The 12,852-nt window shown below is 46.1% G+C and carries 11 protein-coding genes; 8 read left to right on the forward strand and 3 right to left on the reverse strand.

Annotation, left to right across the window (positions count from 1 at the left end):
- Nucleotides 1-12: 12 nt before the first annotated feature.
- A complete protein-coding gene (locus CN378_RS12880; RefSeq protein WP_098352515.1) occupies nucleotides 13-363 on the forward strand; it encodes a DUF3221 domain-containing protein in 351 nt (116 codons plus the stop codon).
- A gap of 177 nt (nucleotides 364-540) precedes the next feature.
- Here the strand turns inward: CN378_RS12880 and CN378_RS12885 are convergent, their stop codons facing one another.
- On the reverse strand, nucleotides 541-1,287 hold the full coding sequence (locus CN378_RS12885; protein WP_098352517.1) for an SDR family NAD(P)-dependent oxidoreductase: 747 nt from the start codon (nucleotides 1,285-1,287) through the stop codon (nucleotides 541-543).
- A 116-nt stretch (nucleotides 1,288-1,403) separates the two neighbouring features.
- On the opposite strand from CN378_RS12885, the gene CN378_RS12890 reads away from it, so the two are divergent.
- Nucleotides 1,404-2,291: a LysR family transcriptional regulator gene (locus tag CN378_RS12890; RefSeq protein WP_257141134.1), complete on the forward strand. Its 888-nt coding sequence runs from the start codon at nucleotides 1,404-1,406 to the stop codon at nucleotides 2,289-2,291.
- A gap of 103 nt (nucleotides 2,292-2,394) precedes the next feature.
- On the opposite strand, the gene CN378_RS12895 is transcribed toward CN378_RS12890, so the two are convergent.
- Complete coding sequence (locus tag CN378_RS12895) at nucleotides 2,395-4,119, reverse strand: M4 family metallopeptidase (protein ID WP_098352576.1); 1,725 nt, start codon at nucleotides 4,117-4,119, stop codon at nucleotides 2,395-2,397.
- Nucleotides 4,120-4,373: 254 nt separating this feature from the next.
- Between CN378_RS12895 and CN378_RS12900 the strand changes: the two genes are divergently transcribed.
- The 6 genes from CN378_RS12900 (at nucleotide 4,374) to CN378_RS12925 (ending at nucleotide 11,886) form a co-directional block, all read left to right on the forward strand.
- Entirely contained in the window at nucleotides 4,374-5,111 is a 738-nt protein-coding gene (locus tag CN378_RS12900; protein ID WP_098352521.1) for a DUF4047 domain-containing protein, read from the forward strand.
- Nucleotides 5,080-5,625 carry a signal peptidase I SipW gene (gene sipW, locus CN378_RS12905; RefSeq protein ID WP_098352523.1) on the forward strand — a complete coding sequence of 182 codons (546 nt, stop codon included), beginning with the start codon at nucleotides 5,080-5,082 and terminating at the stop codon, nucleotides 5,623-5,625. The genes CN378_RS12900 and sipW overlap by 32 nt, the downstream gene beginning before the upstream one ends.
- A gap of 77 nt (nucleotides 5,626-5,702) precedes the next feature.
- A complete protein-coding gene (locus CN378_RS12910; protein WP_098352525.1) occupies nucleotides 5,703-6,332 on the forward strand; it encodes a TasA family protein in 630 nt (209 codons plus the stop codon).
- A gap of 301 nt (nucleotides 6,333-6,633) precedes the next feature.
- Nucleotides 6,634-10,053 (forward strand): S8 family serine peptidase, encoded by a 3,420-nt coding sequence (locus CN378_RS12915; protein ID WP_098352526.1) that lies wholly within the window; start codon nucleotides 6,634-6,636, stop codon nucleotides 10,051-10,053.
- Nucleotides 10,054-10,429: 376 nt separating this feature from the next.
- Nucleotides 10,430-11,191, forward strand: a complete 762-nt coding sequence (locus CN378_RS12920; protein ID WP_098352527.1) for a transposase — start codon at nucleotides 10,430-10,432, stop codon at nucleotides 11,189-11,191.
- 92 nt (nucleotides 11,192-11,283) lie between these two features.
- Nucleotides 11,284-11,886, forward strand: coding sequence for a YdcF family protein (locus CN378_RS12925; protein WP_098352578.1), 603 nt, complete (start codon nucleotides 11,284-11,286; stop codon nucleotides 11,884-11,886).
- Between the two features lie 78 nt (nucleotides 11,887-11,964).
- On the opposite strand, the gene CN378_RS12930 is transcribed toward CN378_RS12925, so the two are convergent.
- Nucleotides 11,965-12,621: a DUF4396 domain-containing protein gene (locus CN378_RS12930; RefSeq protein ID WP_098352529.1), complete on the reverse strand. Its 657-nt coding sequence runs from the start codon at nucleotides 12,619-12,621 to the stop codon at nucleotides 11,965-11,967.
- Nucleotides 12,622-12,852 lie beyond the last annotated feature (231 nt).

Below are 12,852 nucleotides of genomic sequence, written 5' to 3' on the forward strand. Positions count from 1 at the left end.
GAGGAGGGTTCGATGAGTGGTAAATCAAGATTATTATTAATGGTACTAATTTCTATGGTTCTATTCTTATTATCAGGTTGTTTAAATTCACACTATGATGGAATAATTTGTGCGAAAAATGATGAATTCAATAGAGTATTAGTCATTCAAAATGTCTCTAAGGAACTAATCGAAGAGAAAGAAATTGGAGAAATCATAAAACTGGCCCAAAAAAATGATGGTATATGGTTTGGTGTTCAAAAAGAAAAATACGAAAAACTCAATATAGGTGTAAAAGTTGAAGTGGAATATTCGAAAAATGGAAATACGTTAACTTCGGATCCCCCTATAACGGGGGCAAAAAATATTAAGGTAATTGAATAGGTAATTCGGGACGGTACCGATTCGACTAAGATAGTTAGGGATAATGGAGGCGTAGAGGATGATGTGTCCCGAAGAACGTAAGCTTAATATCGAAACAGTGTGTCATGGGAAAAGCCCTCTCTTTTTAAAGAAAAGGCTTTTTTTACGGTTGGACCAATTAAATTTTATAGATTCATATTATTTAAACGAAGCATACCCCTCATCCGCCATCACAACACTGCCATTGATCGCATCTGCTTCCTCCAGTGACAGAAGATAAACGGCGTTGGCCAATTGCTCAGGCTGGGTCAGTTTGTTCCCCATGACCTTCGCTTTCATGGAATCAATGATGCCGTGGTCTTTATAGCCCTGGATGATCGGCGTGTCGACGACTCCCGGGGCGATGCCGACGACGCGGATTCCGTAAGGTGCCAGTTCCAGTGCCGCTGATTTCGTCATCATGTTGACGGCTCCTTTTGTGGCGTGGTAGGCGAATGTGTTCGGTGATGCCAGGACTCCGAATACGGAAGTGGTGTTGATGATGACGCCTTTGATGTTCAGTTCCTTCATTTTCTTAGCCGCTGCGATGATGCCGTATGCGACTCCATGCTGGTTGATATCGATGATTTTATGATAAGCGTCCATATTCATGTCGAGTACTGGTGTAGGTGACCCGATTCCGGCATTGTTGAACATGATATCGATTCTGCCGTATTCTTCTACTGTTTTCTCGACTAAGCTGGTTACGTCTTCATGCTTGGACACGTCCGTTTTGATGAAGATGGCTTCACCGCCGTTGGAACGGATCATTTCCACCGTTTCATTACCCAATTCTTCATTGAAGTCCGCGACGACAACCCGGTCTCCCTTTTTGGCAAACTTCAGACAGGTTTCTCTTCCGATCCCGCTTGCTCCGCCCGTAATGACTGCTACTCTTTTCGTCATGTGTAATTCCTCCTTGTTTTAACTCTGTATTTATTTTAACATTCGCATAAATTTATTATAATTTAATAAAACTAACATTTAGTTAAGCGTAACTTAAGGAGGGACGGACCTTGAATATGGAACAGTTGGAGCATGTGGCAGCGGTGGCAAGGGCAGGGGCGCTTACGAAGGCGGCGGAGCATTTGCATGTGAGTGCGTCAGCCGTGAGTCAGTCCATTACTAAGCTGGAGCAGGAGCTCGGAGTCCAGATTTTTATCCGCAATCGGCAGGGGACGGCGTTGACGGCTGATGGGAAGACGATCATGAAGAAAGTGGACAATGTCCTGGCTGCCATCGGGGAACTGAAGGAAGAAGCGAACCGGTGCACGGATACCCTTGGCGGGGAGCTGAAGATCGGCATCATCCCCGGTCCCATCAACCTTCTGATCGATGTGGTCTCGGCTTATAGAACCGATTACCCGAACGTCAAGGTGGAGATTCATGAAATGGGCCCGGTGAAGATTGTCGAAGGAGTCGAGAACAACGAGCTGGATATTGGCCTGATTTTAACGTCTGGAACGTTCCATGTTCAACATCATGAGCTTGTGGCGGAAGAGCTCATGGAAGGGAAAATGGTCGCCGGTGTTCATGAGCATTCCCCGTTGGCGTCATTTGACCAAATCAACCCGCGACAGCTCATCGGTGAAACCCTCGTCCTGTACAACGATGATTACATTAAACAGTTCGCGTTCGATACTTTATCACCCCACGGCCCCATTGATATCCTTTTTACGACAAATAATATAGAGGCCATCAAGAGGGCAGTCCAAAGCGGGGTGGCTGTGACGCTTGGAATGGATTATTCATTCCGGACACGTGCGCCCTATCCCAGTCAACCCATCATCCCGATTGAAATCGAAGGAACCGGGAAAGAGCCCCTTCATCTTGCCTTGATCAGGAGAAAGGATAGTGTCCCTTCGCGGAGAGTGAAGGAGTTTATGAAGAGGGTCCGGAGGGAGTTTTAAGGGGAGCAGGGGGGGCGGTTCTCCAAAAACGTTGAAAAGACGAGGGGGTAATCCCCTCGTCACTATTTAGCATCTGGGACAAGGGACCTGTCCCTCCGTCCCACTATTCAGCCGGAACCCCAACAGCATCATAAGCATTGATGACGGTTTGCACCTGTGCCGATGGTTGACCATTTTTATCCGGAAACTTGTCGCGTGTGGCCTGGATGGCAGCTTCACGCATTTCTTTGAAACCGGAGGAAGGTGTCAGATATTTTGTCAGCGCACTGTAGAAGATCGCGCCTGTTTGACTTGCGCCAAGTCCCGTCACTGTTACACCGTTGTGTGTGCCGCCTTCTGAAATCAAGTAGGCTGCTTTATTGTTGATGCTGCTGTTGATGTGCACGCCGCCTTTATCCAGTTCTCCCGTGTAGCGATCCTCATAGTGATCAGGGTAACGGTTATCCCTCATTTCGTATGCTGCAGGAAGGGATTTGGTACGTGGGTCTTTCAAGGAACGAAGACCGCCGTCTCCCGCTTTATTCGGTGTATAAATATCCTCACCCATTTCCCACTCTGAAGGATTTGTATAAGAACCGGAAGAGTACATTTCCGCTATTTCTCCGAAAATATCCGCCAATGATTCATTGATGGCCCCCGATTCATTTTCATACGTCAGGTTGGCCGTATTGGAAATGACGCCGTGGGTGATTTCATGACCAGCCACGTCCAATCCGCCGGCTAAAGAACCAAGGGTCAACCCATCGCCATCACCGTACAGCATTTGCTTTCCGTTCCAGGCTGCGTTATTCCATTTGGAACCGATATGAACCGTGCTGATGAACGGCGTGCCTTTTCCGTCGATCCCGTTGCGCTTATGGGCACCTTGATAGTATTTATTGATTTTGTCGGCATTGGTATGAGCGGAAACGGCTGCCGGGTCATAGAAGAAATTGGTGGAACTCTTTGTATTGATTTCAAATCCGGTGAATCCAAATAGGGCAGATAGCAGGATGAATGGTGTTTCAGGCATACGGCGGGCATCGAACGTTGCAAGAGGAACGATGTTTGGTTTACCAAATGATCCCCCCGCGATGGAGCCTCCATATAAGTAGCTGGTTCCCGTTGCCTCGTCTTTTCCAACAGGGAAATACTGCATTTTCCCGAACACGTTCAATCCTCTTCCCTGGGCTACAGTAAGACTTGTCGGGTCCACTTCATGCATCGCGTTGAAGTGGTTGACCACCTCTCCGTTCGTAGCATCCACGAAGTAATGGAAATAGCCTGGCGCCGGGGTGGAAGTGGATACCTTCACTAAATAGGTTAAGTAGTATTTCCCTTCATGGGGATAAATCGTTAACTCCGTGTCCATGCCATCGTAGTTTTTTAGTTCATCCACGCCGATCTCGGATGCCACACCTGCTTTGGCGATGTTCTCAGCTTCTTCCTTTTCAATGGCTGCTTCAGTTGGAATGATGGTGCGGGCAAGCTTTTGTGTAACGGTACCAAACGATGCATACACATTGTTGTTGGCATCCAACGCAACGGTTTGTCCGGATCCGTAAATCGGTATACCCTGATACTGCTCGACTGTGCGTACATGGTATGTACCCGTTTCGCTGTCTGTTTCCTCGCTGATGATTTTGAACTGATCTCCTGCAGTCAGGGATTTTGTTTTCTCCAGTACTTTAGATTGAAGGAAAGCCTTCACAACCTCCTGCTTGCTTAAGCCTTCAGCTTGTACAGAAACGACGCTTGCAGGTCCCGCCAATCCAGGTAAGGTCGGTGCCAATCCTCCCAATGTAACCGATAATGCCAATACTGCAGGAATCGCCGCTTTCTTACTCATTTTCTTCTGCTTTTTCTTTTTCAAACCCTTTCACCCTCTCGTCGAATTGAGATATCTAACAATTTAAATTATTGGGAAAATAAAGCGTGAAAGCAATTGGGTTATTTCCTGTGCGCTGTTATGCGATTTGTGCAATTTTACGGCTGAATTCGACAAAATTCCTTCCTGTTTTTGAACGAAATTAACCCAATTTCAATTGTTTGATGATTCTGTATACTTAGAGTCAAATGAGTGGTTAAAAGGGGAGTGATCATGTGAGGGGACGGATTCATCAAACCATTCGGCTGTCTTTCTGCTGTATGACTTTTTATGCCGGGACTCAGCTTGTGGGGGAAACAGAAGCGGCATTTACAAGTCAGGCTTCACCAGATTCCATCACGATGAATGCGGCGTTGGTTTTTCCGGCAACCATTCATGAGCTTGAGGATCGTGGGCAGGAGCTGTCAGAAAGCATGGAACGCAATATGAAAACGGTCAGCGCTCCTTCACCCGGTGCATCCCGGGAAGAATTACAAAGGCAGCTGGATAAAGTGACAGCAATGGAGGAGGAGTTGACCCACCAAATGGGCATGCTGCATCAGCTATATGAGGAAGTGTCCACCTATTATAGGGAGATCCAGAAACAGGAGGTCGCGAATGTCCATACCTATGATTATGTACGTGAGGGTTTCGAGCATGTTGAAGAAATGCTGAAAGGTGTACAAGCAACCGTCGATTATTCGCAGATAGAGGAGATACGTTCTTCTATCCTGATGCAGATTCAGGAGCTGGAAGATCAAGAGCAACCTTCTGTAGAAGAGAGTCCGACTGATCCAATACCAGAGCAACCTCAGACTAATCCAGATCCAGCCTACTCTGAATCTCAGGGTGAAGCATCAGCGGAGATAATAGATGGTGGGAAAACGGAAATAACGGAGGAAGCATCAAACGACATTACCAATGATAAGCAGGTGGCAAAGCATGAAGAAGAAAATGCTTGGGATAGTGAGTAGTGGAATGGGAGCGATCCTTCTGGTGGTGATCTGTCTGGCAGCATTCATCGTTCTTTCTTCCAGGCTTTCAGGAGGGGAACCAACCTTTAGGGGCTACCAGGTGAAAGCCGTATTATCAGGATCCATGGAACCGACCTTTCAAACAGGTTCCATCATCTCCATCAAACTGGGGGATGAGCATACTCCTTATGAAAAGGGCGATATCATTACCTTTCGTATGGAAGATAAGCTCATTACACATAGAATCATCGATGTCCTCAAAGATAATGGACAAGCAGTGTACAAGACCAAAGGGGATCACAATAATGGCCCTGACCTGTGGACGGTCCCCTCTCAAACGATCATCGGAAAGTACACCAACTTTACGATTCCATATATAGGATATGCTCTGAAGTTTGCCAATTCAAAAGCCGGTTCGGCTCTATTGTTGATCGTACCGGGGATCTTATTGATGATTTCTGCATTCCGTTCCATCATCGTCGCCAAGAGGGAGCTTGAAGGAAGCAAAGCATGATTGGCTTTATCTCCTATGTATCCACAAACATACATAAGAGTTTATTATATTTTTCTATTTAAAGGGAGGAATTTTTAATGAGTTTTACAAAGAATGTAAGTAAAGGGATTATGAGTGCAGCACTGGGTTTATCGTTGATCGGAGGGGGGACATTCGCCTATTTCAGTGATGCAGAGGCGACAGAGAATACCTTCGCTGCGGGTACACTGGATTTATCCATGAACCCAAGTGCCGTTGTGAACATCGACAATATCAAGCCGGGTGACGAAATTTACCGTGAATTCACACTGGAAAACAATGGGACCCTGGATATTCACCAGGTACTCTTGGACACCAAGTATCAAGTAGAAGATGCGAAAGGTGATAACACAGGTGACATGGCCGAACATATCAAAGTCACCATCATGTACAACACAAGCAGTGCCACCAACGTAGCAGTTGAAACCACCTTAGCTGAACTGCAAGGGGAAACACCGGATGTAACGGCCATCGGTTCCTTTATCGGAAGCAGTGATGAGGGAGCCCTCTCAGTACCGGATGGAATTTCTGTAGGACAAGAAGAAAAAATCTTCGTATTATTCGAGTTTGTGGACAATGGCGAAAATCAAAACGAATTCCAGGGTGACACTTTAAAGGTGGACTGGACATTTAACGCCAAGACAGGTGACTCGACCTACCATGATGATACGGATCCGGAAAATAACTAATACTCTTGAAATGGGATTCCTTTGGGGTCCCGTTTTTTAGTTTGTGGGGGGAAGCATAGGGACGGTTCTGAAACTTGGGGTTATGGAGAGTCACATAGTTCCACAAAAGGCAGGTCCATGCATAAAATGACAGACTATATAACTATGCATTCACCTTCTCATTGATCATATTTGATAGAAAAGGCCTTTCTTTTTCCTTTGAATGGTGCACGGAAAACCCCCATTTACTGCACCGGTTTCTCTATCTACTATTAAAAGTAAGAATAGTGAGAATACAAGATAGTAGAGGGGAAGTAGAGGCATGAAGAAAAAAATCGTACCATCTTTATTGGCATGCGTCATGGCTGCAGGGACGCTGGGGACATCGGCAAGTGCGGAATTCCAGTTTTCTAAAGGAGAAAAGGTGCCGCATTCAGTACTTGCAGAGAAATCCAATCCGTTTGCAAAAGCGTTGGAGCAGAATAATGATCCGCTGTATGGCAAGGATCAATCTGCCTTCAATCCGAACGAAAAGGTGAGGGTTATTGTTGAGGTCGAGGTGGACAAACATGCAAAGTCATCCACTGGGGGCCAAGTAGAGAAAGTGAAGAAGGCGATCTCCGGAAAGAAGTCTTCTACGTCCAAAGTCCGACACACATTTTCCAAAGGCTTCCACGGATTCAGCGTGGATACAACCCTTGGGGAAGCCCAAAAGCTCGCTAAGCTGGATGGGGTAAAGGATGTGCGCATTTCCAAGCAATATGAGCATACCGTTGTCGACCGCAAAGAACTCGTGAAGGCAATGGATACGTGGACGAAGTATAACACGCGCGGTGAAGGGATGGTCGTAGGGATCGTTGACTCCGGGGTGGACCACCGTCATGAAGCGATGCAGCTTTCAGCAGAAGGAAAGAAATCAGCGAAGCTCACCGAACAAAATCTTCAAGACGAATTTAATCAAACAGACGTAAATGAAACCTGGTATACAGACAAAGTCCCTACAGGGTACGACTGGGCAGACAACGATACAGACGTCATTCCATCTTCCAATTCTCACGGTACCCACGTAGCCGGAATCGTAGGAGCTTATGAAGAAACAACGAAAAAAGTAGAGGGAGTCGCTCCAGATGTACAGCTTATAGCGGAAAAGGTATTCTCCGATAAGGGCGGCGGAGCTTATGATGATGATATTGCGGCAGGAATCTATCATGCCGTAGAAATGGGAGCGGATGTCATCAACCTCAGTCTCGGTTCCGAGGCAGGGAATGTCGATCCGAATGATCCCGTCCAGCGTTCGATTCAATATGCAACGGAACAAGGCGTACTGGTTGTTGCGGCGGCTGGGAATGCGTCTTACAGCACGAAGAACAATTTGCTGGAAAGGTCTCAACTGCCTTTAGCGAAAAATCCTGACATCGGGGTGGTGGGAGACCCTGGTGTGACGCCTTATGCCCTGCAGGTCGCTTCTTCAGAGAACGACATGATGACCGTAGATGGTCTGCGTTTGTCGGATGGAAGCCTACTCGGCTATCAAATTCAGCCTGGGATCAAGAAATTGACCGGGACGCTGGATCCATCTAAGGAATATGAACTGGTTTACGTTGGTGAAGGGAATTCGGCAGCGGTCAAGGATCTTGACTTGAAAGGGAAAATTGCGGTCGCACAGCCATCGCAATACTATGCCCCGTCAACCTATCTGCAGACAGCAGCTGCGGGAAAAGGTGCGGTGGCGGTCATGGTGATCCCGCCTCCCCAGGTGACAGCGTACGCAAGTCTTTACTTCAGCCCCTATTTCATTCCGGCCGTTACAACGGATCAGGTGAACGGAAATGAACTGGCAGAAAGATTGAAGTCTGGTGAAGAATTGACGGTTCAGCTGACTGACGAAGTATTGAAGGTTCAAAACACGGCAACCGAGCCGATGTCAACCTTCTCATCTTTCGGATCCCCGACAGATCTAAGCTTCAAGCCGGAGATCACGGCACCGGGCGGGAAGATTTACTCCACCGTGATCAATAACGAATACGAAACCATGAGCGGGACGTCCATGGCGAGCCCGCAGGTAGCAGGCGGAGCGGCCCTTCTTTTACAACATTATTATCAGGATCTGGGTCTCCCAAAAAATAAGGAAACTGTGTTAAAAGCGAAAAACGCCTTGATGAATACGTCTGAAACATTGACGAATCCAAAGGATGATCACTCGGTCTATTCACCAAGAAGACAAGGTGCCGGAATCATGAAGATCGACCGTGCGACGGAGACGCCTTATCTCCTCCAACGCGCCGGGGTTCCAACAGAACAGGCTGCTTCTGTTGCTCTGAAAGAGGTGGGACGCAGCTTTGATTTCACGTTAAACGTTGAGCCTTTAAAGAAAAATCTTGTGAAACCTAACCACCAATATGAAATTATGATCGATCTGATCACAGACGAAACAACCAAACAAACACATGATGGAGTGGAAAGAGAGTACTTGACGCTTCACAGTGTCCCGGTGACAGGGGCTGACATCAAGATGAACGGTCAGGCGTACGATCCGGAAGAGCCGATCCAATACAAACCGCACCGTGATGGGGAAGTAAAGATTTCAGTTGAATTGCCAAAAGAGCTGAGTGAAGGGCGCTTCATCGAAGGGTTTGTCCGTTTTGTGCCAAAGGGAAGCTCGGTAAAAGAACTGACGACACTTTCCGTCCCGCTGATGGGATACTACGGTGACTGGGACTCCATGGCGAATGTGGATGAAAGCCCGGTGACAGGGGATGCGTTCCTCGGTTATACAGTCCTGTTCAATGACTTTGATTCGTGGCCGGTCGGTTATGACCCTGCAACGGGAACCTTTACGAAAGATAAGATAGGCGTATCGCCACAGGCCGTCAGTGAGGGGGTATATCCTTCCTTCACCGCCCTGCGCAACCTGAAGGAGATGTCCTTAAGCATTCAGGATGAAAAAGGCAATACCATAAAAGAAATAAGCAACTTCAGTGAATTCACAGAGGATGGCAGTCCGTATCCATTCAGAAAGAACATCATGAGCTTTAGAAATTATTCCTATAACATGGAAGGATTCTTCTGGAATTCGACGAATGATGAAGAGGAAACAATAGCAGATGGACACTACTATTACGTTTATACGAGTACGTTGAACTATGAAGGTGCTGAGCCTCAAGTGACAAAGATTCCGATAAAAGTAGATTCCAAAGCCCCTAAAGTGGAAAACATCCAGGTGGAAGAGATGCCGGATGGAAACTACCATATCAGCTGGGATCTAACAGATACGGGCACCGGTCCCCTTGGCAGCATGCTTTGGATAAACGGAAAATACAAACGGATTCAAGGCGGGGCCTCCGAATATATCTCTAACGTGAAGCCGGAGCTTGTCACCATCTCAGGCATTGATAACGCACGAAATGTGGGGGTTGCCTATCAGGGAGATGAATCGTATTTAAATGCGGATCCCCTGATTAACTACTTAGGCATCAACAACGCATCAAGCGTAAGCGAAACCAAGCCTCTGCGCCTGACGCTCTTCGGATATAAACGCCTGGACTGGCACTTGGAAATCACAGATGCAGAGGGTAACACGTTAGAGGAAGCCGACATCTATAACGAACATTCCATCTATAATCTGCCTTGGGTTCCTGACAGTGATTATCCGGATGGGGATTATTATGTGAAGGTGACCGTGAAGGATGAAAGTGGATTGACGCTCACATCGGATCCAAGAAAATTCACAGTGAAACGATAGAGTTAAAGCCAAGATCAGTGGCCAATACAGACATATAGAAAGAAAGACTTATGGGAAGCGTGGGGATTGATGGTGCCGCGCTTCCTTTTCTTTTAAGGGGCTAAGGGATTGGGGACATGCACCACAACCCACTTGTCACTCTTACTCCTTATCACCCAAAATCTTTTTCTGCCATTCCTCTATATTTTTATCGCGTTTCTCCATTTCTTTGTCCACTAGAGGAGTCAACGGACACCATGACCCACCCATGCAGGATTTTTGGCCTTTATGTCGAATAGGTTCTAAGGGAAAGCAGTTGAGCTGGACTTCCCTAAGTTTTATAAGTTCTTTTGGGCCAAGGTACCTGTCCCTGTGGCCCGCGTATGGAGGTGACTGAATGCCGAGACAGAGTAGGAAGAAGAGCAGGAGCGGTATTTATCATGTGATGTTGAGAGGGATCAACAAGCAGACGATTTTTGAAGATGATGAGGATAAGGGGAGGTTTGTTTGGACGATATTGAAATATCAGAAGAAATGTGATTACGAGATTTACGGTTATTGCCTCATGGATAACCACGTTCACCTGCTGTTGAAAGAGAAAGATGACACGTTGTCTGAGATCATCAAAAAAATCAGCTCCAGTTATGTTTATTGGTACAATACTAAATACGATCGATGTGGACACCTCTTCCAAGCACGGTTTCGAAGTGAAATTGTTGAGACCACTACATGTTTCCTCAGAGTCCTTCGCTACATTCACCAAAACCCCCTGAAAGCAGGCCTGGCCAAGGATATATTTTCTAGCAAATGGACCAGCATCCATGAATATTTTTCTCCATCAAGCCCTTTAAACACCGATGTTGCCCTACAGCTATTCTCCGAAAACAAAGACGTTTCCTTCCTCTTATTTAAAGACTACATGAACAAAACAAACAAAGACCAATACCTGGATGACCTCCCGCGCATCCGTAAAACAGATGAAGAACTTAAGGGTTATTTCCGTGAAATGGGAATTAATCATATCAGTATGCTGCAGCAAATGGATAAACCCCAACGGAACGCCATCCTGGTAGAACTCAAAAAGATAGAGGGCGTATCCGGAAGACAACTATCCAGAATCACTGGAATATCGAAGAGTGTTTTGCAACGATTGAAGTGAGTGGGAGGGCCAAGGGGTCAGGTCCAGTGGCCCAATTTAACACTACTAAAGAACCAAGGACCTGTCCCCATGGCACATGCCAAAGGAGTGATATAAAATTGACCAGAACAATCAGGTTAAGAGTTTTCGCCGGAATTGTAGTGATTTTTATCAGTTTTATTAGTTATTCAGCTTTTAGTATTTGGTCGTTCAGTACCAATATCCAGTTAGTTAAAACGGATGCGGCTGTGGTTCTCGGTGCTGCAGCTTGGGATGGTGAACCCTCTCCTGTTTTACGGGAGAGGATCAATCATGCAATCTGGCTCTATGAGAATGATTATGTCGAGAAGATTATTTTTACTGGAGGTAAGGATAAGGGGGACAAGTACGCAGAGTCAGAGGTTGCCCGGGAATATGCTATTAAAAACAATATTGATCCAGCAGATATTCTAATTGAAACAAAATCAAAAATCACTGAAGAAAATTTAAAATATGCCCATCAGATTGCTATTAAAGAAGACCTCAACACCTTTACTATTGTAAGCGACCCTCTCCATATGAAAAGAGCCATCTTAATGGCAAAAAACACTGGAATGAATGTCTATTCATCTCCTACACAAAGTTCAGTATATAAGACGTGGGACACTAAAGTTCCGTTTTTCTTACGAGAATTGTTTTTCTATATAGGCTATATTTTCAGTTTGCCATTTAGATAGACCTGGGGAGCAGGGGGGACAGGTCTATCGTTTTTTGAGATTAATGGACCAAGGGACCTGTCCCCATGACCCACCAGTTCACATTGCTTCCTTCAATCCCTTCTTAATCAGAAATTGATTGGCCGGATAACTTGTGAGAAATCCTAATATCATCGCGATCTGCATCATGAACCAGTAAGTGGGCTCTGTCGGCTTCGGCGGTTGAGTGAATAGCAGATAATGGACGATGGCCATCCATCCGAACATCCCGACTTCAAAGGCGATCAGTGAGAGGGAATCCGCTTTGACAGCCTGCTTGAGGGCGTTCATTTTTCCGTTATCTTTGTTCATTGGATAAATGGCATAAAATTGAAAGATGATGCCGAATAGGTAAGCGAGTATGAATTCAACTGTATAGTGAGCAAAAAGCGTCGAACCGGCGATCATGAGACCGGTCAACACCACAATCGGTACTCCGACAGCATCCCCGAAGGAGCAGCCTGCCGAGCAGTGACTGGTGGATACGAATACTTTTGCCATCTTCCCGCGGTTGTCTTCTTTGTCGAGATCTTTCGCCTTCACCCGTCCCCATTTAAAGTACGTCCATAGCGCAATCGGTCCGAAAAACCAGCCGTTGATCGGCCACACCACATTCATGATTTTCATTTTTTGAGGATGCTTGACGACATCCACTACGATCATGAGGGAGGACAATAAGCCGATCCCTAGAAAAACCCACGAAATCGTCGTTAACATGAGATCCATCCTTTCATATTTATATATGTCTAGTACAGATTTACCCTTTTTCGTATTTGACTAATCTTTTTTCTTCAATCCATGTAGCAGGCTGGTGTGAATGAAAAACGAGCGATAAGTCAGACATACTAAATAATGAGAAGGAGAAATAAATATAGCATCAATGAAAGCGGAGTGATAAGAAAGTCGCTTTACGCTGGATATTGAATGAAAATTGGAGAAGCAGTGGCA

Source organism: Bacillus sp. AFS015802 (assembly GCF_002561455.1).
GTDB lineage: Bacteria > Bacillota > Bacilli > Bacillales > Bacillaceae_B > Rossellomorea.